Raw genomic sequence first — 24,833 nt, 5'->3', positions numbered from 1 at the left:
GTGGTTTCGCCCCTCTCACGCCACGCAATTGTGGTTGCAACTCTTGGATCGCACGCCCCGAAAGGCTTAAAAAAGGTAAAAGAATATGGCAGATAAATCGAACTTCGACATATTGTATACCATTGTAGACGAAGCGCCAGAACTGGCCAGCGCCTCGTTCCTGCCCATCATTCGCAAGTTCGCATCTGCTGCGGGCGTCCGCGTTGGCACCAAAGATATTTCCCTTGCGGGACGCATTCTGGCAGTATTCCCCGAAAACCTTACCGACGAACAGCGGGTAAGCGACGATCTGGCTGATTTGGGCGAGCTGGTGAAGACACCTGATGCCAATGTCATCAAGTTGCCGAATATCTCTGCCTCGGTTCCACAGTTGGTTGCGGCCATCGAAGAACTGCAATCGCAGGGTTACGACATTCCGACTTACCCGGCAGAGCCTGCAACGGATGAGGAAAAGGCGATCCGCGCCCGTTATGACGCGATCAAAGGTTCCGCTGTTAACCCGGTTCTGCGCGAAGGGAACAGTGACCGCCGTGCGGCGCGTGCCGTGAAAAACTATGCTCAGAACAACCCGCATTCGATGGGCGAATGGGCGTCGGACAGCAAGACCAAAGTGTCGTCCATGCCGGCCAATGATTTCTATGCAAACGAGATTTCGGCCACCATCACCGCAGCACAAGCGGGCGATGCTAAAATTGAATTTGTGGGCAAGGATGGTGACGTCACCGTACTGAAAGACGGCTGGTCGCTGGAAGAAGGAACCATAGCCGACGCGACTTTCATGTCGGTCAAAGCACTGTCTGCGTTCCTTGCAGATGCCATTGAGGATACCAAAAAAGACGGGACCATGTTCTCGCTGCATATGAAAGCCACGATGATGAAGGTTTCAGACCCGATCATCTTTGGCTATGCCGTCAAAGCGTGGCTGGCCCCCGTGTTTGAAAAATTCGGCGCGGAACTGGATGCGTTGGGTGTGAACCCAAATTCAGGCCTGGGTGCATTGCTGGAGCGTGTACAGGGTCACGCCGACATCATGGCTGCCATCGACGCGCTCAAGGCGGACCGGCCGTCCATGTATATGGTGGATTCGGACCGCGGGATCACGAACCTGCATGTCCCATCGGATGTGATCATTGATGCCTCAATGCCTGCTGTGATCCGCGCCGGGGGCAAGGGCTGGGACGAGACGGGTGCCAAAGGTGACACCAACTGTGTGATCCCAGATCGCTGCTACGCGACCGTCTATGATGAGGCGATCAAGTTCTTCAAAGCCAATGGCGCGTTGAACCCGTCCACTGCCGGAGCCGTGGCGAACGTGGGCCTGATGGCTCAGAAAGCCGAGGAATACGGTTCGCACCCGACAACTTTCGAGGCACCGGCCGATGGTGCAATCCGCATCGTTCTGGCCAATGGTGAAACGTTGCACAGCCACAGTGTCGAGGCCGGCGATATCTGGCGCGCCTGCACCGTCAAAAAGGCGCCTATCGAGAACTGGATTCAGTTGGCTATGGACCGTCAGCGTCTGACCGGGTCCGAAGCGATTTTCTGGCTGGACGCAAACCGGGCCCATGACGCGGAACTTATCAAATATGTCAAACCGGCGCTTGAGGCCGCTGGCGTGGCCGACAAGTTCCAGATCATGGCCCCGCGTGAAGCGACCCGGCAGTCGTTGGAGACGATCACAGCAGGTAATGACTCGATTGCTATCACCGGCAACGTGCTGCGGGATTATTTGACTGACCTGTTCCCTATCCTGGAATTGGGTACTTCGGCCAAGATGCTCTCCATTGTCAAACTGATGAACGGCGGTGGTTTGTTCGAAACCGGTGCCGGTGGCTCGGCGCCCAAACATGTGCAGCAGTTGGTCGAAGAAAATCACCTGCGCTGGGACTCGATGGGTGAGTTCTGTGCGTTGGGTGAATCGCTGAACTACCTTGCTTACAGCAAAGGCAACGAGAAAGCGGGCATTCTGGGTGCGGCGGCCGAAGCAGCGACGCAGGGTATTCTGGACAACAACCGCTCACCCAGCCGCAAAGTTGGTCAGCCGGATAACCGCGACAGCCACTATTGGTTTGCTCGCTACTGGGCTGAGGCTTTGGCCGCCCAGTCCGAAGATGCGGAACTGGCTGCCGAGTTTGAATCATTGGCCAAGGATCTGGCCGCCAATGAAGCGCAAATCCTGTCCGAGTTGGCCGCAGCGCAAGGTAAAGCTGCGGATTTGGGAGGTTACTATCACACCGACCCAGCCAAAACGGCAGCGGTTATGCGGCCCAGCACAACGTTGAACGCAATCATCGGCTAATCGCTAACGGCAAAACAGGTGATCCCTCGCCTGTTCAAAACATGGAAAGGGACCGGCACAGTTGTGCGGTCCCTTTTTGTATCGCAGACACTGTGACGGAAAGTAGGGTCGGCAAAAGTTTTTTGCATTTACAATGCTTTATAAAAAATTTGTTTGTACTTACGGGATTCCCCTAATAGCACGACAGCGCTGACTGCTTTAAACCTTGGATAACAGAGAATTTCACTGGTGATGCCTCAGGGCCTTATCACTCACTCAGAGAATGACCAGCATTTGGGGTGCTGGTCATTTCATTTTGGTTCTCAGGATTTTCTGGACAGCCCAGCAGTTCAACCATGGTTGAAAACGAACACTATATCGAGTGCTCACAAAATACTGGAGACAGGGTTTTAACCAACACGCCGGGGTTCTGGGCTGGCAATCGGCGCTTGTATTCTGTTCGCTCCGCTAACCGCAACACCTTTATGCCGTAGATAAGAAAGGCGACGCGCCTCACGCCGGGCGAGCGCCAAGGATTCAAGGATAAGCGCGCACACGATCGACAGCATGGTTCCAACAAAACCGGATACTGCGACAACCAAAGACGGAACTCGGTCAACCAACCCTGTTTCCAGAAACTCTCGGAAAACCGATACGAATACGAAAAGCGACGGTAAGAAAATAAACAAGGCCAAAGAAAGGAAGAAAGCGATTGGTTTTTCGTCCTTGATCAGAAGGCCAATCATCTTGAGAATTCGCCACCCATCGGAATAGGTGGCTAGCTTGGAATTCGAATCCGGAAGCCGTGCGACGTATTTGGTCTCAATTTCTCCAATTGGCATGCGCATCTGCATCGCGTGTACCGTAAGTTCAGTTTCAATTTCGAAACCGTTGGAAACCGCTGGAAAACTTTTGACAAAACGTCTGCTGAAAACACGATAGCCGGACAGCAGGTCGTTGATTTTGCTTTTAAAGAAGAATTTCACCAGCCCGCTGAACAAGGCGTTTCCAAGTTTATGGCCCCGCCGATAGGCTTGAATGTCGTCGTTTATACGTGCGCCGTTGACCATATCAAGATTTCGAGAGACCAGCAGATTTATCAATTCAGGTGCTGCCATACTGTCATAGGTCGCATCCCCGTCTGCCATAACGTAGACATCCGCATCCACGTCGGCAAACATCCTGCGGACAACGTTACCTTTACCCTGATATGTTTCAGAATAGACCAGCGCGCCAGCTTCTTGCGCCACTCTGGCTGAGCCGTCCGTGGAATTGTTGTCGAATACATAGATTACGGCTTCTGGCAGGGCGGCGCGGAACTGCTTGACTGTTTCACCAATGGCAATTGCTTCATTGTAACACGGCAAGATAACGGCAATCTCCAAGCCCGGCCACGACGCCCGCGTCAGAGCTCCACTTCGGATATTCAAGGCACCCTGTATCATATGTTACTCATGCTCGCTCAGATGTGTCACTTGAAGGATGATTGCACTTCACCCCCAAGATGCTGCGCGTATGAGGCAGTTCTGAAGCAGATAAATGGCTGAAATTTGGCATCCGGCTGAAACGCACCGATAATTCAGCAAAAAGGGGCCGGTTCAGGAACCGGCCCCAAAGTTTCAGCTGAACCGAGGGATCAGTTCGAAGCTGAGTTCAGCTTTTCATTTTGCTCACGCAGTGTATCCGAGATAATCGCGTACCATTCACCGGATTGACGCATTTCGATCAGACCTTTGTTCATCATTGCGATGTACTCGCGCGCGAATGGGTTAGTACGATGTGCAAGGAAGCTCATCGACGACAATGTAGACACATAGGGGTTCTCAACAATGTCAGCCGATGTCAAACCCATGTCTTTCATTGTTGATGCGAACAGATCAACTTCGAATGCCGCAACATCTGCAGTCCCGGTCAATACGGCGTCAAGACAATCACGGGCCGAATTGGGCTGAACCACAGTCGTGTTCTCGCGGTTCAGTCCTTGTTCTTCCAAGACAACCATGCTCCAGCCTGCCATACGGCAAATGGTCGAGCCTTCCAGGTCCTTGAAGCTTGTCGCGCTTGCGTATTCGCTTTCCGGCAGTGTGAAGAAGCCACCGACGATATCGTATACCGGAACGGAAGCTACGAATTGACTGCAGCGAGCTTCGGTTTCTGGAGACCATTCGTACGTACGGTTAGTACAATCCGGAACGGTCCATGCAATTGAAATATCAAACGCACCAAGCGGCAACAGTGTATCCAGATGCGAACTCCAGTCGTCGACAAAGCTGACGGAATACTCGCGGCTGTTTCCAGCCCGCTGAAGGCTGGTCGTTGCTAGGCGGGTCATGATGCCCCCGCCGCTGAGTGTTTCGGTTGTGAACGGTTCCCAGCCGTTACCTGCCACCATTTTGATCGGCGGCGCATAGACATTCGACCGCTTTACGCTGGCCGCACGCTGTTCTTCAGCAGCGATGATTTCCTGTGCGCTCTGACCGTTCGGCAAGCTGCCGTCTTCACAGGGCAGGGCCAGCACCAAACCAGGGTTGAGAGACCCCGGGTTGGTGATTGCATTCCTGTTCGCGTTGAAGATCGGCTGGTAGTTCGAGGTGCCATAGGCGGCGATCGCGATGGTTGCCAATGTGTCACCGTCTTGCACAGTATAGTTCGTGCACGCTTCCTGTGCAGCGGCGGCGCCTGCGCTCAGAGCTGTGATGGCGGTTGCCGACAGCACTGCTTTCTTAATATTCTCGTTAAACATGTCCACTTCCTCCAGACTTTAGATTGTCAGGCCAGACGGGGGCCTTATCCATTTTCCATTTGATGACGCAGTGCGGTCGACACGATATCGCGCCATTCGCCCGACTGCTGCATGATTGCCAGACCCTGATTCAGCGTCTCTAAGATCGCTTCCCCATCAGGATTATCTTTATGGGTCATGACGTTTAGCGACTTGATCGCCGCCAGGTTGGGGTTTTCGATAATCCGGTGTTTGTAGCCAAGCCGTGCGATGGCTTCCTCTGCCAGATGCGCTTCGATTGCCACGATGTCAGCAGTTCCGTCCATCACAGCATGAAAGCACTCGTCGGGCGATGTTGGCCGCATCAACTTGATGACGGGTTCGTAAAGACTTACCGCGTCCATATGTGAAAGCGACCAACCTTCCGGGCGGCAAATTGTTGTCCCGGCAAAGTCGGCATAGGTCAGCGTCTGCTCGTACCCCGATCCATCGCGTGCAAAGAATGTATCCACGACTTCATAGAAAGGGTTCGAGAAATCGTATGTTTCACAACGATTACGGTCACTTTCGGACAACGCTGCTGCATCTTCGCAATTTGGGCGTGACCAGGGGAAAGTGCCGTCAAATGCAAGTGTTGGCATCAATAGATCCAGATGCGACGACCAATCGTTCACGAACTGAATTTTGTACGCTTGTTCCGGTGCGGCCCGCAGCATCGCTGTCTCAACCAGATGCGTGTAAAGCCCCCGGTTGGGCAACGCTTCGTCCGTAAACGGAGCGTAGTTCCCGCCGGTAATCAACAGCAACTGACGATCACGAATTTCCGGGCGCGTTTCAGCGTTAGCATTTCTGATCAGTGCGGCGGCTTCCGAGCGGGCTGCCTCGATCTCTTCTTTGGCAGCTGCCCGTGCAGCCACGACTGCATCTTCACTTGCCTTTTTTGCCTCAGCTTCTGCTGCCGCAACACGGGCTTCCGCTTCGGCCACGGCTTTTTCCGCGCGTTCTTCAGCGGCCTTTACCAGTTCTGAGGCCATTTCAGCCGCCAGACGTCCAGCTTCGGTGTCGGGCAGCTCGGGTGCGCGCCCAACATCTTCCAGACATGGCAGATTTAGAACGTCACCGATACGAATGATATTGGGGTTTTTGCCGATAACATCCCGGTTGGCATCGTAGATTGGCCGGAAATCTTCAGTCGCGTAAACTCGAATTGCCAATTCCCGCAGGCTGTCGCCGCGCTGAATCTCGTAGGTTGAACATGCCTCTTGCGCTGACACCGCGCTTGTGGCGGCGGCGAGGGCAAGGCTTGATATGATTATGTGTTTTCTCATGGGTCCTGTTGCTTTGCCTGTTTAATTTCTCGTAAGTTTGGCGACGGCGATCGACAGATTGTCCTGATCGGGATCGCCCTTGGCCTGCACAGCCAGTTGCAAGGCTTCGGCGATTTCCTGTGCTAGATCCTGCTGATGCAGGCGCAAAACATCCTGAATCTCAGCGTCGCTGAGATATTGCAGCCCGTCACTGCCAAGGATCAGAATATCAGCCGGAGACACGATCAGCGGTTCTTCAGGGCAATCCACTTTTGGAATAGCGCCCCCCATGATTACCGACGTCAGTTGGTTCCTGTCCAGTTCCCGTGCTTCAGCTTCCGAAAGCTCGCCAGCGGCCAGTTTTGCGTCGATCACGGGGGCCATCGAGTGGTCTTCGTTCACCTGTGTCAACTTGCCTTCGCGGAACAGGTAAAGGGGGCTGTCTCCGATTGAAATCCTGAACACACGCTGACCCAGAAAGAGGACACCCAACAAGGTGGAGCCCATGTTGAAACCCTGGCCCTGCGCTTCGTTATGGTCAGAAATCGCTGCATTGGCTTGCATGGCTGCCAAAGGCAACGCATCAATTGCGGCTCCTTCATTTAGGGTGTCAGCTTCCAGCTCGGCATCCAGCGCGTTGCGCCAAGCGGAGATCACCATTTCCGAGGCTACTTCACCCGCTTCGTGACCACCCATGCCGTCAGCAATCGCAATATAGCCCGCGTCCGATACATCGAACATGCGCGCGGCAATTGCGTCTTCCTGCGTTTCCCGCTGACCCTGGTTCAGGATCAGCGCAACATCATATGCCGGAGTTGCCAGCATCTATCAGGAATCCCGCCAATCAAAACCTTCATCGCAGAAGGCCATAAATCGGATTGAGGTTTCACTGATGCGGATTAGATCTCCGCTGGAGAGCGCGATTGTGCTCAGAACGGGTTTACCATTCAGCCGAACAAGGTTGGCCTTACCGCCATGTCCCAGATAGCATTTTCTATCTTCGGGGTCGTAAGCAATAACGGCGTGGTTCGAACGTGAAATGCCCGTGTCGCCGAAATCCAGTTGGATCGCCTGGTCATCGTTTCGACCGATTTGCATCAGGCCTTCGGTCAGGGTGATGCTAGCGCCCCGTCCGGGACCAGCCGTCACTACCAGCCAGCCAACCGGGAATGTTTCCCGAGCGGCTTCGGTTTTTGAGACGGGTTCTGATGTTTCAATCAATTCCTGAACATGCGTGTCCGCACGCTCAAACCCCAAGAACGTTGTTTTGACCCGTGAACGACGGTCTTCGGCCGGGGCGGCCGGCGTGGGCTGAGCCTGCACGGCGACCTCGTCCACCATTGTTGGTTCCTGCATGGGCGGGGTTGCATCTTCAGCTTCCACCGTTTCTGGCGCGCTCATTTCAGCTGCATCCAGAGGCGGCGTAACTTCATCCGGTGTTTCTGCAAGCTCGTCGGCTACATGCAAAGTGATGACTTGATCGTCCGAGATATCCTCGTCATCATCGGGGTCGGCCATCAGGTTTTTGGTATCTTGGTCGTCCTCGTCAATCGCATCTTCAACAAAGATGGATTCTTCAACCGGTTCTTCCGTGTTATCCGCCGCAACTTCGTCGAATTCCGGCATTTTCTCTTCAGGGATAAGCTCGTCTGTTTCCTCGTAGGATTCAGACGTCATGTTTCCACCGGCCAGTGCGGCGCGCAGCGCGTTGAAGTCCGCGATAGGCTCCTGCTTTTCGGTTTCAGGTGCCGCGCTGTCCGCTGCATGAGCGTTTTCTGCAACATCGTCTTCTTTGGTTTTGCCGGCACCTTCGAGAAGCCGGCTCAGAGGGCTTTTGTATTTGAACATGGTGTCGACACCTTCGAATTGTTGGCACGGACCTTTCGTGCCATTGGGCTGCTACCTACCTCCGCGTGAAACAACGCAGAGACACTCAACGAAAAACATGGAAACTGGTACTCTCTGCGGTGGGCCGGACCCCACCGGGCGGCAAACTGAACGCCACCCTCAGTAAACACACACTGGCAGATCAAAAATGAACCGGTCAGATCACTCCTGCGCTAACTGCATGATCGCGGCTACTTCGGCACCGTTACGGAGCACGGTCAGCTTTGCTTCTGGCTGGCTGTCGGAAACCAGCGCAGCCAGCATGTCATCAAGGCCTTCGGGCCCATTCAATGTCATGTCAGTCTGGCTTTCGCTTAACAGAACATCACCTTTTCGCAGTTGGCCCGTTGGCTCTGCCGGGACGGAGCTAACTTCTGTCTGCCATCCGTCACTTCCCGAGCCGCTGACAGTGAACGAATAACCGTTCTCCAAACCGATCGAGCGCAGCGCAGGCAGTGCTAGCAGGCCATTCTGTGCACGGGTCTTTCCAAGCGGACGATAGCGTGCTGCAACGCGAGTATAGCCGTCTGGATCGACGCTTAGCTTGTCTAGGACCTGCGCAGCGAAAGACATGTCTTCACGAACCGGGTTGCCGTTCAGCGTAAAGATCACAACTCCGGGTTCCACCCACTCGCCGACAATGCTCATGTCCTGATCGGCGTCCACACCGGTAACCGCTATAGTTGCACCTGTTGCGGTGCGGCGGCGGGATGTCTGGAAGGGGATTTCAACATCCCAATGGAGGAACGATATCTGTTGTTCTGCGGGAGTACCGGAAGCGGCATCGGTTTTGGGTTCGGCCACAGCGGCCGCAATCTCTTGTTCTGCTGGTTGTTCTTGGGCACCGACCGTCTCGGTAGTTTCGGACGCTACTTCTGCGGCGGTTGGTTCCGCAGGTTCAACTTGCGCCTGCTCGACAGGCTCTTCTGGTTCAGGTTGTTGCTCTGAAGCGACCGCGACGTCGGGTTCAGGTGTTTCGGCCGCGGGCTCTTCCACCGCGGGCGGTTCTGCTTCGGCAGTTTGAGTGGTTGCTTCAGGCAGCGTCGTCGTAACCTCAGCTTGTTCTTCACCTTTGTCGCCGGACATCACAAAGAAACCGCCTGCGGCCAATGCTGCCACAAGCACTGCTGCACCAGCTATCATCTTGCCGCTGCCACCGGATCCGCTCTGAACTACGGTATCAACTGCGACCGGTGTTTCCGCTTTTGCGGAAATCTTGGCCATCTCGGGTTCATTCTTTTTTTCGTTTTCGCGAACAATGTCCGAGTTCCCGGCGAGCAGAGCCGTAACAACCGCTTCGGCATTTTCGCTTTCGGCCTTGATCCGCGCCTTTTCTTCTTCCTTGTCCTTGCGATCCATGCCGACGATCACCGAAACCGGGCGATAGGCGAAGGTATCAAACATCACGCCAGGGCCGCGGAACATGCGCAGCCAATCCAAGGCTGTCTGCAAACGGTCCGTTGCGTGCACTTCCATTGCCTTGTCGATTGCTTCGAGGAATCCATCGGGATATCCGTCAAAGCGGTCTGCCAATGGGGTATAAGGGTCGTCCTGCCCGTTGTTGAATGCATTCAGGCGACTCTGGCCGTCGACCGGACGTTCACCACTGATCGCATGGTATAGGGTTGCCGCCAAAACATAGAGATCGCTGCTGGGCCCCTGTTCGGCACCTCGGACGTAAAACTCGTGCGGCGAATATCCGTCTTTTATGACGCGCAGGGTCAACAATGCGGCCGACTTGTTTGCGGCTTGCTCACGCGCGGCACCGAAATCTATCAGGACCGGGTTTCCGTTTTCGTCAATCAGGATGTTATCCGGCGAAATGTCACGGTGCAGCATCCCGCTTTGGTGGATGAACGACACCGCGGACAGCATCTTTTCTGTTACCTGTACGATAAAGTCAGGACCACCGTCGTTTTCCGGATTTTCAACATAGTCCAGCAGGTCGCAACCACGGATCAGATCCATAGCGATGTAAGCTGTGTCATTATCTTCGAACACCTGGTGAACGTCGACGATGTTCGGATGCACCAGACGCGCATGATTGCGGGCTTCCTGAATAAACAGGTCGATAATGGCGCGCAGATCATCCTTGTAGGACGGGTCGTTCGGCTCAACCAGGTCCCCGTTGCGACGGCACAACGCACCGGGGAAACATTCCTTGATCACGACATCACGCTCCAGGCTGTCGCGCGCTAGATAGGTGATTCCAAATCCGCCATTGCTGAGGTATTGGAGGATTTCATACTGTCCGCGCAACAGCTTTGCGCCCGGTTGCAGTCCTTCAATCTTTGGTTCGTCGTGCGTTGCACCGACAGCCTGGTTGTGGCTCATTTCAATCCGCCCGTTCTACTCATTTTGCGGCTTTATCTAACAGGGCCGGCAGCCCACGAACTCACAACCAAAAACAACCGCAGGACACTTAAGAACGGTTAGACGTTTCAAATTTGACTTTAATGGGGCCGCCTGATGGCTTCACTAAGGATCGTTTTTTTGAATAAAGCTTATATAGTATGCCGACTTCGTGCTAATACTACATATTGACCTATGGGGTGGGAAAAACGAAAACTGATGACCCCAAACAGGTCTGTTGGTCTACGAATTCGAAACAATAAAGGGCCGATTCTTCGGCCCTTCGAATCGCTTCACAGCGCTTCAATCCTTGTGAAAAGTGGCTAGGTACCGGTTTTAGGTTGCGCCGCGGCGACGGTACTGCCAGCCCATGCAAGGTTGTCACCAAGCTGTACAAGTATGCTGATTGCGTCTTTCAAAGGCGCATCCCCGCTTTCAAACTGAAGCAACAACAACAAGTCAGTCGCTTTTTCGAACTCAGCCGGAATCCAATCAGCATCAGGATCAATTTCACCACCTTGGTCCAACCGCTCTGCGAAATCTTCGACGATTTCCTGGCAGCTTTGCAGAAAGGCAGCGGGTTCAATATCAGCGGAGTCACGCAGATCTTCATAGATGCTTGCAATGGCAGCTAGCCAGTCTTCAAGAATGGGGTTGTTCAGTGGCGGAAGGGCAGACTCCAACGTTGACTGCATTGAGGCAGCATCGCTTACGGTCGGTTCCGGTTCGGGCCCTTTCAATGTTTCCAGGAATGGCAGAAACTCGTTCTTCAGATCCTTCCGAGCAGCGTCAAGGTCACTGCGCCGCCGGTCAGACGCCGCATCAAGGACCCTTTCCGCAAGTTCCTGGCCACCACAGTTTTCCCAAAGATCGAAATCAGGTTCTGGCTCTTGTGCCATGGCGCGCACCGCGACGGGTGTGCCAATTGGGACCACAGCGCGAAACAGACCTTCTTTTTCTTTGTTCAATCGAGCTAGCACCCGATCCAGAGCGGACTGCACCGGGGGCAAATCAGCATGCGTGACCGCCAGCAGGCTGTTGGCTCGTAGCTCGGGCGGCACCTGCGCCCACAAATGCCGTTCTGTTTCACGCCATGCGCTAGTGCCATTAGTACACCAGATGGCACAGTCGACGAACTTCAGCAGGTCCAGTGTCTGTTTGTATGTATCATCCAATGCGCCAGAGCCGGGAAGATCGAACAGTGATATCTCTTTGAGAGCAGGGGTGTTCAATCCAACAGAGATAAAGTCAGGCTCATCCGCAGCGGCCTTTTCCAGTGCTATGCCAGAATATGTCTTGGGCTCCTTGTTCCACCAGCCGACTGTCGTCTCTGGCGTATCCGCGTAGGCAACGATAACAAGTGGCAGCTTCAGATGCTGCGGACCGGTTGGAAGAATATCCGCCCCTGCCAACATGTTCGCAAGGCTTGACTTGCCCGCCCCGAACTCTCCAGCGAAACCGATGTTAACCGCGTTGGACAGACGCTCAGCATGGGCCAGGGCCCGTGCGCGCATATCTTCCAATTTCGGGTCCGACGACAACTTTTCTGTCGTTGTCAGAAAACGCTCCAGCTGGCGCACTTCCTGTTCGGTTCCGGGAAACTCAATCATTCCGCAGCCTCTGCTTGTCGTTCGTCCACGTTGCTTGTTCCAAAGACACTATCCAACTCGTCAGCAATACGGCGCGCCCGTTCAAACGCAGCTTGTGCTTTCGCCTGAGCATTCAACTCACCTGCTCCGGAGCGGTGCTCAAGATGGCCTGCCAACAGAGCCAAGTAATGATCCAGAACGGTTTTCAACCGTTCCAGAAGGTTTTCACGCGTTGTGTCGATCAGGTCATCGCCAATCAGTTCGAATTCCTGCACGATCATGCGCTCGGCCCGCGCCACAACGCTGTTGCGCGATATCAGACGCGACAACCAGTTTACACGCAGCTCAACGGTAATGCCACGGGTCAAGGCGGTGGTGTCCGGGCGGAACCAACGCACTGCACTTGTGTTCATGCGATTGTCGACTGGTTCCTGCCAACCTGGCAGTGCCCGCAAAGCGGCGTTGCATTGCATGTCGATCGCGTAAAGTTCGCTCAACATGCGTTGCCGCACCACTTGCGACGCGCCCTGCACCAACTCGCGCATTTGTTCGCGCAAAGGAGTGAAATTCAATTCGGTCGCGCCGCCTTTGGCAAGCAATGGGGATTGTCCTTCAGGTCCGCGCACCACAACAAAGACGGATTCAGAGACTGTGTCATCCATGACCCCACGCAGGTTTGACAGAACATCGTCCATGTCCTTGACTATGTCTTGCGATTTGTCCGCAATCAATTTGCGCAGATCACCAAGCGTCTTGTCGCTGTCATCCGGGCTGTGCGCCCCCGCGCTGCCTTCGTCTTGCAGCGCACGAAGATGTACCTGTGACCGCTCCAAATCGCCACGCGCGAAGCTGTCGAGATGCTGCCACGCCATCCTCAGCTGTTCGTTTATCGGCCCGTCCGCCAACGCCTGAGTGACATGGCGGCGCAAGTCGGGCAAGCCCGACGCGATCATCGCGGCAAACCGTAGTACAGCCTCGCGGCTGATGGGTCCCGGGCCTTGTTTGATCTCGGCCACGCCGTTCAGGTACTGTTGCATCTGTTCCGGGTGCGCCCGCAACCAAGCCAGAATATGATCGTGGTTCACACCGGTTTCATCGCCGGTCAGTGCATAATGCGCCCATTGTGCGCTTCCCATCAGTACATCGATATTCGACGTGCCTAACGCTTTTTCGAGCCCGTCTACAACATCCAGACGCACCTTTGCCGCATCATCGGCCCCGCCGCCCAATTCATCGACTCGGTTGATGAAGACAACGATCTGTCCAAGTTCCAATGCCTGCATCAGCCTGAACAGTTTCAGGTCCGCACGCGACAACGCCTGATGCGCTGACAGAACCACCACAAAGAAATCGGATTCCTTGAGATACTGACGCGAAATCTCCTCACGGATCAGCAGGGGGTCATTTACTCCGGGCGTATCAGTGACGGTCAGAGGGAATGGGAAATGTCCGATGTCGAAATAGACCTCGGCCTTGCGCGTGATGTCGCTGTAAAGTCCCCGATCACTGCCGGGGTCAATTGTTCCATCTTCCGCAGGGTCGTCCCCGGCGCACACGTAACGCGCCAGATCATCGGATGTCAGTTGATCCAGATCGTGGTGTTGACCCAACAGCTGTTCATAACTGTCCCCCAGTCGCCGACGCGCCCGGGTCTTCATGGCTTCGACCTGCTCTTCGATCATCTCGCGCTTGTAGCTGTCCTCGTCATCCGGGAACATGTTGCGCAATTCTTCGCCTTCGGCGATCAGTGATTGCCACTGGTAGTTGTCGAAGAAATGGAACTCGGCCCCTTCGGTTCGACCGTTCGGGTGCCCGAAATGCATGTCGGTGATCACGGTCGTCCAGGGGTTCACGTCCGACGGCAGGTATTCTGCCTGACCGGTGAAGCCGTTGATCAAGCGCGACTTTCCTGCTTTGATTTGCCCGACGAAGGCAACTGACGGTTTCAGTTTCCCCAGATCACCAATGATGCGCGATATGAACTGACGCGTTTCATCATTGCTCGTCCCATTCATGTCTTCTGCGATGCGAATAAGCTCGCGGCGATGTGTTTCACTCATTACTCTTTACCCTGACTACAAAAAAACAACGCATTGAATTAGTCGAAAATTTGAATGCTTTGGGGGCGGTCATTCCTCGGCCTCCTCTAAAGATTTCCAAAGATTGATTACCGCCCCAAGCTTGCGGGCATCGTGGATGGCCACAGCGATCTGCTCGTTATCGCTCAGAACTGCCATACCCGCACCCTTACCACCCGATGGCCGCATGACGATCAGATGTGGGCCTTCGAATTCGCCCCGGGTGTCATTGTTCCAACCAGCAAGATCCGAAACAAAACGTGTCAAAATCTGTTGATTGGGGTGCATTCCTTCGGAAGGTTTGCAGGTTCCTTCGCAAGCCAGTGCCGTGTTTTCCATATTGTCCACAAGGACACGACCTGTGGCAAAGCGTTCGGCCCCTTCAAAAAACTGGTGCGCCAACGAATTGCCCGACCGTGCTAACGGGGCAGGGCCGTTGTCTGAAGGTTTTTCAACATCTGGAACGACAGACACGATGGGCTCAGAGGAGAGCTCAATTCCGGCGCAGGCGCTCTCGATCTCACTCAGCGTAATACCAACATCATCAGCCTCCAGCGATGAGGCGGGCTTTCCTGACATCAGTTCCAATGGGGCAGGTGCGGCTGAGATGTCAGAAACCAGTTGGGCCAATTTATCGACCAGCGCGGTACGTGATTCCGTTTCGAAATCAGGGATCTGCCCGGACGGCACCTGAAACACATCCGTGATCCGAGAGCTGTTCACTTCGATTTTCAGGCAGTTTCCATTTGCCGCGGTCAGCTCCAGTCGCCTGGGCAATATTGTTCCGCGAATGAAACGCAATACAGCCGCCCGACGGGCTGCAGCAGTTTCACCGGGGACAATCACCGTCGGAGACAGGCGGGCGACCGAAGACCGTCCGATATCTTCGAGCATGTCGAGAATGTCTGTGTCCATCATACCGTGACCCCCTCTGGTCCCGTTCAGACTGCGGCCGCAACCGGCTTGAGACTGAGATGCGATTTCGTGAGTGCCAGTCCCACATTCGCGCTGTTGCGGCAGATATAGCAGACCACATGATCAGGATATTCCTTGGTCCGCAAAAAGATGTTCAACCGGTCTTTTGAAAACACCGCGATTTCCCCGAACCCGGTGTTTTCCTCATCAGTGTTTCCGGCCTCGTGCAAGAGCGCTTCAAATGCAGCGACACCCCGCCCCTGAAACAGATTGGCCACTGCGATTGCCAAAGTGTCCAGCGATTCTGCGCAATCGGAATCAGAGACACTGCTGCCTAAAAGCATGCCGGTCTCCATGTCGATATACCCGGCTGCAATGCAGTCGGGTATCGTTTCAATCGCGGTGTTCAATGCATCCTGAATGGACATTTAACTCTTTATAGTCCTTCTTCTCAGCGCCTTGACTAAGGCGTGCTTACAAAACATGCCATTCTGCACTGCTGCTTTCTTTCGTCTTTGGAATGGCTTGCGGGGCGTGTCTGGACTGTTTTGCACTATATTCAACTGCGATCTGGTCAAATTCGGCAAGAAAGGCTTTGAATACATTCTGAAGCCCGACTGCGTCTTTTGGCAGGTCCTCCTTGTTTGTGATTTCCCGCCACATATCCGACGCGCTAAGCGGCGACCCGACTGCGGACTCTGGAAGATCGATATGCGCATCGTGGCGGATATCGCGGGCGTCTTCCTCGACTGAGGCCACGACCTCTATCAAACCGTTTGACTCAGGCTCAGGTTCGTAATCCTCAGCGTTGTTCTCGGGCTGAGCCGCCATCAACGCCGCAATGGAGGATACCGAGACTTCGATACCCCGATCATCACGCGATTCAACTTCCGGCGTGAAAATCTCACTTTCATCCGCTTCGACCGAGGCTTCACGCAAAGTAGAGTTCAAAGAAGTCAGGACGTCATCAACGGATTTGTCGCCCGTTTCAGCATCTGGAGTGTCATCCAACAGATCGTCAGAGTCATCTGTATCGCCGATTTCACCGGACAGGTCGAACTCATCTACATCTTCTTCCAGACCGGCGACATTCTTCAATTCCAGCGGATCGTTCGAGGTGTCTTTGAAGAAGGCGCGCAATTCGTCGCTGGTATCAGCGTTCTCGGACATCTGCTCCGGGTCTGATACCATTTCGGCACGCAGCCGTTCAGCTTCATCCGGGTTGATCCGAACTCGTTCGCCCTCATCAGGGCGCCGCTCCACGCGGGCTGGCCGAATGGGGAAACTTGTCACGACATTAAGATCGTTGTCTTCAGTTCGCTGTTCGTCTTCCAACGGGTTGACCAGTCGCAAAGGTGCAGCTTCGATGTCGCTGGTCAGTGCTTCTCGTTCGTCTGGTTTGCGGGCAGGGCGCAGCGGTTGAACCTTGAATGCGCCCGTCTGGCTTTTGTCGATCTGGTACCGTGCCAGCTGATCGGCGCGGTTGTCCATGATCTGTTCTGTGATTTCCAGAAAACTGTCAATCATCTTACCGCCGCCGCTGCGCGACCACATTTCAGCGTCCCCAGTCTTGTCGCGGGCATTGATCGCATCCCGGGCAGAAAACAAGATGGACCGGTTGAACAGATGCCCGGCTTCGCGGTTGACACGACGCAGAACCTTTTGGCGGTCCTTAAGGTTTAGTGCATCCGCCCGCGTCACCAACAACAGAGAGTTGTGTTGCAAGCGGTCCGGCAGCGAAACCCACGTTGCACGTTCGGTTTCGCGCCAGGCTTGCGTCGCATGGGTGCACCATATGACACCATTTGCCTGACCGACTGCCCGCTGCCAGACATCTGTCGAGATCTTGGGGTCCGAGATGCCGGGGGTGTCGATCAGATCGACGGCTTCCAGAATATCTGCTTCAAGAAAGATACGAATGAACTGCGCGTCATTGACGCCAACAGTCTCAAGCTGATCCAGCTCAATTGGCTCAACGCTTCCGTCATGGCGTTTGATGTACGGTGTTTCACTGCCCCAGCTAAACCAGACCGGTGGTAGCTGGGTCGCGGTGACCTGCGTTGGCAATGTATGCGTTCGCAGTAAAAAGTTCATCAGTGTGGATTTGCCAGCGCTGAATTCACCCATCAAAGCGAAAACCGGTTTGCGGCGGGACCACTGCTCGATACGTTCCCATGCTTTCGGTGAAACAAAGCGTGTTTGTGAGTTGTTTGCCATTTTTCTACTTATGCCGCTTCGTTGCTTAGGTCTTTCAGGATGTCACCCAGAATTTCGTCTCGCGATTTCTGAGGTTGCAGGCCCGCCATCGCTGCCGAGGCCTGCCCGATATTTTTGTCCGCTGATGATGAGATACTCAGCAACGTCTCCTTCTGCTCCCGCATGAAATCCGCCAGAATTGCGCGGACGTTTTCCAACACTGCCGCAATCTGGTTTTCCTCGATATCCTTGGTGATCGAATTCGCTTCGGACGCGATCAGGCGAGTGTAATCGGCAGCGTATGCTTCAAAGCCTTTGCGCTTTTGCCACCAGCGTCGCCACCAAGTACTTTGCAAGTCCAGGGCAATCGTCCGGCCAATCCCCAATGGTGGTGGAACGCGCGGCACGATCGGTGCTTCGATGTTGAATTCGCCCAGATGGTTGCCAAGTATCTTGTGATACAGCGCTTCGACATCCGCGGCCGCAGTTGAATAGAGCGCTCCAGCATCTTTACGCATTGCGCGGGCAAAGCTGAAATAGGCGGCTTTTTGCAGCGTCCTCAAGCCAGCAGGGTCGTATTGCCAAGTGCCTTGCTCACCATTTTTCTCAAGATGCGCGATCAGAGAGTCTGTCGCACGCTTCACAAAATTTGTCTCGGCCGAGTTTAGGCGCTCCAATACTTTGTCGCGCAAAGCGTTGGTCAGTTCGGCTGCTTTCTTTTCATACTCCGCCGAGACTGTTGCAATCGCATCTTCCGGAGATACACCGTCAAGATCACGCGCGACGCCTTCACCCTCTGACAGAGTCTTTGCTACAGCGGTGGCACGAATTTGGCTGGCAATGTTGCGGGCGCGATGGCGAACCCGGTCCATCAGCCGCGCTCCGGCACCTTCTGCAATACGCTCGTTTATAGCCAACAGCAGATCAGGCAAACCGGACAATGCCCAGATTTTATCCAGCGAAGGGGCTTGATCACCGAACCCGGCAGCGAGGTAAAAAGTATTGAGTGCTTCGCGGGATTCTTCGTTCAGAATCTCGGGATTCCCGGTCAGCGCCGCCTCAGCCCATAAGGCACTGCCGAACACGACACTTGTCTTTTCGTCGATGTTGTTCTGTTTCAAAGTGTCCTGAATCCGGTCGCGGATTTCGGGGACTTGATTGACCGGGTCTGACAACTCGTCAATCCGGTTCACAAACAGGACAATCTGGCGATTCTCAAATTGAGCGATGATCCGCATCAAAGCCATGTCCATGGTGGTCAGGGCTTGGCTTGCGGCAAGCACTACAACACAGACCTCGGACCCGCGCAGGCTGCGCAGGGTAATCTGTTCACGCACCATGAACGTATCGTTAACACCCGGCGTATCACAGAGTTTCAGCGCAATCGGGTACTGAGGGATATCCATGTACAACTCGGCTGACTTGGTCACATCTGCAAACCGGCCTGTTTTTGGATTGATATCCGGGTCGTCCTCGTCACCGAGGCAGACATATCTTTGGATCAGTTCTTCATCGAAGTGGTCGTATTGGTGGCTTTGGCCAAGTATCAGGTCAAAGTGCTTTCCAAGACGCTCTTCGGACTTTGCTTTCATCTCGCCGATCTGACGGCGAATGTCCTCCATCTCGTCATCTGCACCGGCACGGTTGGCCAACTCGCCCAACCGGCCTCCCCCGACCATCAGGTTGTCCCATTCTTCCTGCTCAAAGAAGGTGAACTTGGCCTTGGTGTCGCCCGGCGGGCGCGTGTTGATGTTCAGGGTTGTGACGACCGACGTCCACGGGTTCACATCTGATGGAAGAAGGGAAGGGCGCCCTGCGAGAATGTTTACAATCGATGATTTTCCCGCTTTCACCTGACCGACCAAGGTGATGCTGGCGGTAAAGTTCTCCATCCGGGTCTTGAGTGTTGCCAGACGTGCCGAAGAGCGCGCATCAGCCACCTCAGTCAATTGATCAATCTGGGCCGTCAATGATGACATTGCAGAAGTCATCGGCGCCAGAGCTTCGTTGCCGACAGACAACAAGTGATCATTGCGCGCCATGCTTAACCTCCGGTTCCCGTAGCTGCGATGCGGGGTTCATGAGAAGGACGTCCTGTTGGAATTCCCGTCAGCGTGTCGATACGTGCGATCAGGTCCAAAGCGTTGCCCAGAATGTCAGCCTCGGCGCGCGGGCTGATGGTTTCGTAAGCCTTGGCGTCAGCCAGCACTTCGATCGAACTGAAGCGATCACCGTTTTCAAGGCACGCAACGCGGCGTCCGGTCGGGAACCCCTCGGATTTGACCGCGGGCAATGGCATACGCGCGTTGGCCAGCAGGTAGTGGTCTCCGGAGTGGGTTCGGAGCGAAATCCCAAAGCCCGTGTTCGGATGGTCCCGGTTCAGGATCTTGAGTTCGCCAAGAAAGCTTTCACGAGCAAAGAAGACAGCCTCTTGCTCGGCAGTAGCGGAGGGATTCAGATCGGTCACAGCAGTAAACCTTGTACTGGAGTTGAGCAGGAAACTCGTACCGGCGCCAAAGTGGCAAAAAAGACTCATTAACTCCTGCTAAACAACAAGACCCTTCAAGGCGGTCTTATTTTGACGTGAATAAGATTTTTTGGCGTTTGAAATGTGGCAGCTTTGTGGTGGAGTGCTCTTGAGAATGCCTCAACCTGCGCGGGAATGCCTATGAGGCAAGTGCCAATCCGCACTTCCTGTTTGAAACCGGGCGGGGACTGGCGAAACACAATAGCTTGTACCTGACGGTACAGGTCATTCAGTAAACTGCATGGTTCTGAAGGACATTGTAGCCGGGTAAGCCATTCTTGTTATTTCAGAACCCTGAAGTCTCTCTCTGAGTTGGCAAGGGTCGCAGATGCGTTTCCTGGGGGTGCCGTGGCGGGTAATCCCGCGCCCCTTTCCAAGGGTTAAACTACGAGCGTGCAACGGCAGCGAAGGATGATCTCCATATTCGCTATTGGTGATCATGCAACAGGCTGTCAGCTTGTCTTTTTGGCCTTTGGTCAAAGTAAGCGTGATATTTCGCAGGCTAGATGGGTAAAGTTTTAACTACGGCACGAGTAAAGAGCTCTTCTAAAATAACGTGGGCATAGTCTTGCAGGATACCGGATTTCACGGCCACGGATGTTCCCATCAGCTTTCCACTGACGAGTGTCTTGGGAGCATTCATTTTCATAAGGAACAGTGGTTGACCCATATCCGATCAGAGGATCTACAAACTTGGCGATACGTGTATTTTACCTCTCGCGCTCGGAAGCAAGCTTTGTTATTGACCGCTTCATTCCAGCGCCGTGGCGCTGAGTTGCGGGTGTGGCGAAATTGGTAGACGCACCAGATTTAGGTTCTGGCGCCGCAAGGCGTGGGGGTTCAAGTCCCTCCACCCGCACCACTTTGATCAACTAAAGTTTTGAAGATATTAGCATCTATTGTTCAGTTAGGTTTTGCCCGCAATTGGTCCCCAAGTTCAATCGCTGCTGGTTTTCCTGTCTTCGATCCAATCGCGCATCTCTAGCGCAATCAACGGTGCTTATCTTTTCCACTGATGAATAGGGCTTTCCTTATCGGCCCATAAGTCCAGAAGAGGTTAAGAAGGCCGCTGGGATCAATGATAGGAAGATACGAGATGTTGCTGCCGTAGATTGTGGATGAGGATTGCGATCGAAGTAAGCACAGCCAGTGCCAGAAATGTTGTGGAAACTGTTTCGGCCGATCTGCAGAAACAACAAATGCGCCCTTGGGCGCCTTGATTTACTGGTCGGAGTGAGAGGATTCGAACCTCCGGCCCCTGCCTCCCGAAGGCGAGCGTCTAGAGCAAGAGCCCACACTCTAAGGGAATTTGAAGTTAGTTGCCGCGTCTTATTGGCAGTCAGTTCCAGAATAACGTTGCGGTTTCATTGCGGGCAAAAATCTCCACCTTCGATTTGTTGACTTTGAGTTGGCGGAGGTATTTCGATACGAACGGCTTGCAAACAAGCCTTTCCAGCGCGTTAGGGGAATAGGACAGAATGCCGGCTCTAAATTTGGTAATTCGGGAGCATCTTGCGCGCAGCTGGCGCGAGGATCTACCTCCCACTTGGCGAGCCGTTTTTGCAAACGCTGAGCCCGACTTAAACCAACTTCCCAATTATGACGTGCCGGAGATTTTTCCGAGTCGCCTGAACCTCGGTCGCCCACGGAACGAACAGGATGTTGGGCCGATCCGACACATGCTGCGCGCCTTTGATGGCCTGGCGCCGGACGAAGTGCGAGTCGTCATACTCGGGCAAGACCCATACCCCCGTCGAGATCGGGCAACAGGTCGCGCCTTCGAGGATGGCGCTTGGAACGAAGCACTTCCGAGAGTTACTGCTAAGAGTCTGCGTCGGCTATTGCAGTCGGCTGCGGCCTGTGAACGCCCTGAGCTCGGCATCTCCGAACGGCAAGACGATTGGGGTAGCGTCCACCAGGCGATGCACGACGGGGAACTACCCCCGCCGGCCGTGCCTGGTTTTTTCGATTCACTTGCCGCCCAAGGCGTCCTCTGTGTCAACACGGCTTGGACATTCACAGGGACGTCTCGCGAGCAGCTAGGTGTCAACATAGGCGTCTGGAGACCTGTGGTTGATCGTCTCCTTCTGGAGTTGGTGCAGCATGAGGATTGGGGACCCATTGTGTTTCTGTTTCTCGGAGCAAAGGCTCGCGATAGATTTCGAGCAGCGACCTTTCAACACCTACGCGCAAATCCTGAACGCCTGTTCGATACGGTCTACTGCGCCCATCCTACGGCATGGCGAGGACGCACATATTTCGAATACGAAAACCCATTGAGGCGAGTGAATGATACACTGATACGGCTTGGGGCCGATCCTGTTAGGTGGTGGCCGCTAGTCGGCGAAGCAGCTTAATAGCGCCTGCCCATCAACAAGATAACGATTTGTGGTTCAGATTTCTGCTCACAATGAACTTGAGTGTGGACTAATTGATGGAGCTACGTTCCGTCGCGCATTCCCATCCAGATCGTCGCTATAACGAAAACATGCAGCACACACTGTATCACTTCTGAGAGGATAGCGATGGCCAAAAAACCGTATGCAGACACCCGGATGGCGAAATATGTCGACCGTAGGGTGCTCGAACTGAACAAGGCAGGTGTCTAAGAAACTAGGGGCACCTCAGATAGACTGGTTCCCTCAAAAGTATGATGGAAGCATGAGTTTTAGTTCTATCGATTTATTTGCAGACTGCTGCGGCCTTTCGCTCGGGCTTAGGATTTGCATTCCCTGGAACTTGTACTTCAACATTTGGTTGCAGCGCGTGTTTGCCCTGTTAGGATCATTGAAAATAAGAGATTTTTTCAGGCTAATATTCAGCGCCTCGACAGGCTCGTTGAGCCCTGAGCTGACGTCGATCGCACTTCGGTCTTTTGCAAGTGCGGCATGATGGCTCGGCCCAGAGCCGACCTTGACAATGCTCCCCAATCGCTGTGGCGCGGCCCGCCAAAGGAGACGTTCGCTGCAAGCGCAAATTATTGGTCCCGTGAATGTGAGCAGTGCGGGACAGAGCAGCCAACCAGGATCAACTCAGCTGCATAGTAAAAATCCAATTCCGAAGGTACGCGCCTATCGAAATTCTGCATCGCAGCCTATCAATTCCACCGTTCGCCGCACCTGCTTGATTCTGCTCCAGCTCAAATTCCACAGTGCAGACTTAGCCTCCGTTAAGCATAATATCGCACCTGCCTGATGTCCAAGTGGTTGCCATGTGTATAGGTACGTCACTTAACCTCAGGCAAGTTCGCAAGCATACTCTTATCATCACGGCCCACTTTCAACTGTTGAGGTTGGAGCGGGTTTCACATGTAGTTTGCTTGAGATAGAAAGCTGGGTATTTAAGGATTAGGTACTGGCACGGCTCATCAATTGTTGTCGAGATCCACAGCCAAACGTACTGAGAAAAACCAGACGCAAAGCCAGGTGCGCACCACGAATGCGATGAGAGATGAATTTATGTATAAAAAAACGCTATTTATGCACATAGGGGCCCCGAAAACCGGAACCTCCGCGTTTCAAACTTATTGCGCCGAGCACTCTGACATTTTATTCGAAAAACATGGTCTCTTATACCCTGATCTTTCCAACAACTTCCATATTGCCGCTAGTGGTGGAATAACCTCAGGTAATGGATTACTCATAGCCAGTGTTTTTCTAAGAGAAAACAAGAATACTATCGACGCCTCCGAGGAGGGTCTTCGACAGCTTGACGCTGCAATGAGCCTTTTGCGAGGAGATGAGTGTCGAAAGCTCTTGATTAGCTCAGAGGATCTATTTCATCTTTCCCCAGACGACTTTTTGGCCCTATCAGAGAAATGCCGTCAGGTGGACACTAGGCTACACCTTATTTGCGCGGTTCGGGACCTGCTGCCGTGGTTGGCTTCGATTTATGGGCAGCAAGTTAAGCAGCATGGCCGAACCGATGATTTCGAACGCTGCGCTCCGAATTTGCCGATCAAACTAAGCAATATAGCTGCCATATCGAAAGCAGCAAAAGAGACCGATGCCTTCACTCTTACGGTTTTAAACTATGCTGATATCCGGCAAAATATTGCGCAAGGCCTGCTAAAGCCTATGAATATCAATCACTTCGACGCTCTACCACAGACTGACTTAGCTTCAGTGAATCGCAGTTTGGACACCTGTGAATTGGCGCTGATGCGTAGTGCAAATGCGGCGTTAAAATTGCGACCACCAAACGAAGGCGCCGCTATTTCCGAAGCGCTTATCGTTTCAGACCCGGCTCGCAAGGGCGCAAACCTTCAATTGCCTGAAGGCGCCGCAAATCAGGTTTGGCAGAAGCACAAGGATAGCGTTGACTACATCAATCAAGTTATTTCTGGAGCGCCCATAGGACTAGGACGAAACACTAATTTACAGAAACCAAAAGCCGAAGTGGAAGAGTTTTTTCAAGATTTGATCGAACGACAGACTATTGTGCTTTTGGGCGCAATGAAAATCGAAGTTCGGAAACAGATAGATGATTTCTCTCGATTACAGAATTCTATGCAACGATCGGCGCTAGGTTCTATAGAGGCTCGCTTGTCTTCTGTGGCCGCCGGATTGCAAATTCAAGCTAGTGGAACTCAATCGGCTCGGGAAAGCGTGCAACAAAATCGACCACCCTCAAAATTGGCAAATAGACTGATTAGATTAGAGGTTGTAATTCTTGGTTGCTTGGCAGCGCTGCCATTTTTCTCCAATCGCCAACGGCAGAAAATTCTCAAATCACATGAAAAAAGGAAGGATTACCTCGAGGTAAGATAATGGAGCTACTGGTGCACCATGATAAATCCGATCGTTTCGTGGCAGTCACAAATTATCGGATCAACGCACAGCACAGTGACTAGGGTCAGGACCCATTGATTTCCGCATTGCGGCGTGATTCACGGTTCGAAAAACTAGCGGTGACCATGTCTGATCTTTTCTGGCTGACGGATGCGCAGATGGCGCGTCTTGAGCCCTTCTTCCCCAAGTCTC

Annotated in this window: 15 protein-coding genes and 2 tRNA genes; 3 read left to right on the top strand and 14 right to left on the bottom strand. The window is 53.7% G+C overall.

Features of this window, described 5'->3' with window-relative positions:
* Window positions 1-85 precede the first annotated feature (85 nt).
* On the top strand, window positions 86-2,299 hold the full coding sequence (locus tag I9188_RS17500; RefSeq protein ID WP_209507598.1) for an NADP-dependent isocitrate dehydrogenase: 2,214 nt from the start codon (window positions 86-88) through the stop codon (window positions 2,297-2,299).
* Window positions 2,300-2,688: 389 nt separating this feature from the next.
* Here the strand turns inward: I9188_RS17500 and I9188_RS17495 are convergent, their stop codons facing one another.
* The 13 genes from I9188_RS17495 to I9188_RS17435 all read right to left on the bottom strand — a co-directional run bounded on the left by I9188_RS17495 (window position 2,689) and on the right by I9188_RS17435 (window position 19,860).
* A complete protein-coding gene (locus I9188_RS17495; RefSeq protein WP_245220708.1) occupies window positions 2,689-3,663 on the bottom strand; it encodes a glycosyltransferase family 2 protein in 975 nt (324 codons plus the stop codon).
* A gap of 251 nt (window positions 3,664-3,914) precedes the next feature.
* Complete coding sequence (locus I9188_RS17490; RefSeq protein ID WP_209507596.1) at window positions 3,915-5,021, bottom strand: transporter substrate-binding domain-containing protein; 1,107 nt, start codon at window positions 5,019-5,021, stop codon at window positions 3,915-3,917.
* Between the two features lie 44 nt (window positions 5,022-5,065).
* A complete protein-coding gene (locus I9188_RS17485; protein WP_209507595.1) occupies window positions 5,066-6,328 on the bottom strand; it encodes a transporter substrate-binding domain-containing protein in 1,263 nt (420 codons plus the stop codon).
* Window positions 6,329-6,349: 21 nt separating this feature from the next.
* Window positions 6,350-7,132: a PP2C family serine/threonine-protein phosphatase gene (locus tag I9188_RS17480; RefSeq protein ID WP_209507594.1), complete on the bottom strand. Its 783-nt coding sequence runs from the start codon at window positions 7,130-7,132 to the stop codon at window positions 6,350-6,352.
* 3 nt (window positions 7,133-7,135) lie between these two features.
* Window positions 7,136-8,155, bottom strand: a complete 1,020-nt coding sequence (locus I9188_RS17475) for an FHA domain-containing protein (RefSeq protein ID WP_209507593.1) — start codon at window positions 8,153-8,155, stop codon at window positions 7,136-7,138.
* Between the two features lie 201 nt (window positions 8,156-8,356).
* Complete coding sequence (locus tag I9188_RS17470) at window positions 8,357-10,528, bottom strand: serine/threonine-protein kinase (protein WP_209507592.1); 2,172 nt, start codon at window positions 10,526-10,528, stop codon at window positions 8,357-8,359.
* 341 nt (window positions 10,529-10,869) lie between these two features.
* The gene (locus I9188_RS17465; protein WP_209507591.1) at window positions 10,870-12,156 is read right to left on the bottom strand and encodes a dynamin family protein; all 1,287 of its coding nucleotides are present in this window, start codon (window positions 12,154-12,156) and stop codon (window positions 10,870-10,872) included.
* A complete protein-coding gene (locus I9188_RS17460; protein ID WP_209507590.1) occupies window positions 12,153-14,195 on the bottom strand; it encodes a dynamin family protein in 2,043 nt (680 codons plus the stop codon). The genes I9188_RS17465 and I9188_RS17460 overlap by 4 nt, the downstream gene beginning before the upstream one ends.
* A 69-nt stretch (window positions 14,196-14,264) precedes the next feature.
* Window positions 14,265-15,131: a hypothetical protein gene (locus tag I9188_RS17455; RefSeq protein ID WP_209507589.1), complete on the bottom strand. Its 867-nt coding sequence runs from the start codon at window positions 15,129-15,131 to the stop codon at window positions 14,265-14,267.
* Between the two features lie 23 nt (window positions 15,132-15,154).
* Complete coding sequence (locus I9188_RS17450) at window positions 15,155-15,556, bottom strand: hypothetical protein (RefSeq protein ID WP_209507588.1); 402 nt, start codon at window positions 15,554-15,556, stop codon at window positions 15,155-15,157.
* Between the two features lie 46 nt (window positions 15,557-15,602).
* Complete coding sequence (locus tag I9188_RS17445) at window positions 15,603-17,345, bottom strand: dynamin family protein (protein WP_209507587.1); 1,743 nt, start codon at window positions 17,343-17,345, stop codon at window positions 15,603-15,605.
* 8 nt (window positions 17,346-17,353) lie between these two features.
* Entirely contained in the window at window positions 17,354-19,366 is a 2,013-nt protein-coding gene (locus tag I9188_RS17440; RefSeq protein WP_209507586.1) for a dynamin family protein, read from the bottom strand.
* Window positions 19,367-19,368: 2 nt separating this feature from the next.
* Window positions 19,369-19,860 (bottom strand): hypothetical protein, encoded by a 492-nt coding sequence (locus tag I9188_RS17435; protein ID WP_245220707.1) that lies wholly within the window; start codon window positions 19,858-19,860, stop codon window positions 19,369-19,371.
* A 768-nt stretch (window positions 19,861-20,628) separates the two neighbouring features.
* Here I9188_RS17435 and I9188_RS17430 point away from each other — a divergent pair.
* Window positions 20,629-20,713, top strand: a tRNA-Leu gene (locus I9188_RS17430).
* 363 nt (window positions 20,714-21,076) lie between these two features.
* Here the strand turns inward: I9188_RS17430 and I9188_RS17425 are convergent.
* A tRNA-Pro gene (locus I9188_RS17425) sits at window positions 21,077-21,153 on the bottom strand.
* Window positions 21,154-23,225: 2,072 nt separating this feature from the next.
* Here I9188_RS17425 and I9188_RS17415 point away from each other — a divergent pair.
* Window positions 23,226-24,620 carry a hypothetical protein gene (locus I9188_RS17415; RefSeq protein WP_209599696.1) on the top strand — a complete coding sequence of 465 codons (1,395 nt, stop codon included), beginning with the start codon at window positions 23,226-23,228 and terminating at the stop codon, window positions 24,618-24,620.
* Window positions 24,621-24,833: the final 213 nt, after the last annotated feature.

The sequence above is a fragment of the Ruegeria sp. HKCCSA071 genome (assembly GCF_017872555.1).
Classification (GTDB): Bacteria; Pseudomonadota; Alphaproteobacteria; order Rhodobacterales; family Rhodobacteraceae; genus Ruegeria.
The sequence above is the reverse complement of the archived record's forward strand: the minus strand, read 5'-3'. Positions and strand labels throughout refer to the sequence as shown.

Coding starts and splice junctions, on each gene's coding strand:
- I9188_RS17500 (WP_209507598.1), top strand. CDS start 86: ATGGCAGATAAATCGAACTTCGACATATTGTATACCATTGTAGACGAA.
- I9188_RS17490 (WP_209507596.1), bottom strand. CDS start 5,021: ATGTTTAACGAGAATATTAAGAAAGCAGTGCTGTCGGCAACCGCCATC.
- I9188_RS17485 (WP_209507595.1), bottom strand. CDS start 6,328: ATGAGAAAACACATAATCATATCAAGCCTTGCCCTCGCCGCCGCCACA.
- I9188_RS17480 (WP_209507594.1), bottom strand. CDS start 7,132: ATGCTGGCAACTCCGGCATATGATGTTGCGCTGATCCTGAACCAGGGT.
- I9188_RS17475 (WP_209507593.1), bottom strand. CDS start 8,155: ATGTTCAAATACAAAAGCCCTCTGAGCCGGCTTCTCGAAGGTGCCGGC.
- I9188_RS17470 (WP_209507592.1), bottom strand. CDS start 10,528: ATGAGCCACAACCAGGCTGTCGGTGCAACGCACGACGAACCAAAGATT.
- I9188_RS17465 (WP_209507591.1), bottom strand. CDS start 12,156: ATGATTGAGTTTCCCGGAACCGAACAGGAAGTGCGCCAGCTGGAGCGT.
- I9188_RS17460 (WP_209507590.1), bottom strand. CDS start 14,195: ATGAGTGAAACACATCGCCGCGAGCTTATTCGCATCGCAGAAGACATG.
- I9188_RS17455 (WP_209507589.1), bottom strand. CDS start 15,131: ATGATGGACACAGACATTCTCGACATGCTCGAAGATATCGGACGGTCT.
- I9188_RS17450 (WP_209507588.1), bottom strand. CDS start 15,556: ATGTCCATTCAGGATGCATTGAACACCGCGATTGAAACGATACCCGAC.
- I9188_RS17445 (WP_209507587.1), bottom strand. CDS start 17,345: ATGGCAAACAACTCACAAACACGCTTTGTTTCACCGAAAGCATGGGAA.
- I9188_RS17440 (WP_209507586.1), bottom strand. CDS start 19,366: ATGGCGCGCAATGATCACTTGTTGTCTGTCGGCAACGAAGCTCTGGCG.
- I9188_RS17435 (WP_245220707.1), bottom strand. CDS start 19,860: ATGAGTCTTTTTTGCCACTTTGGCGCCGGTACGAGTTTCCTGCTCAAC.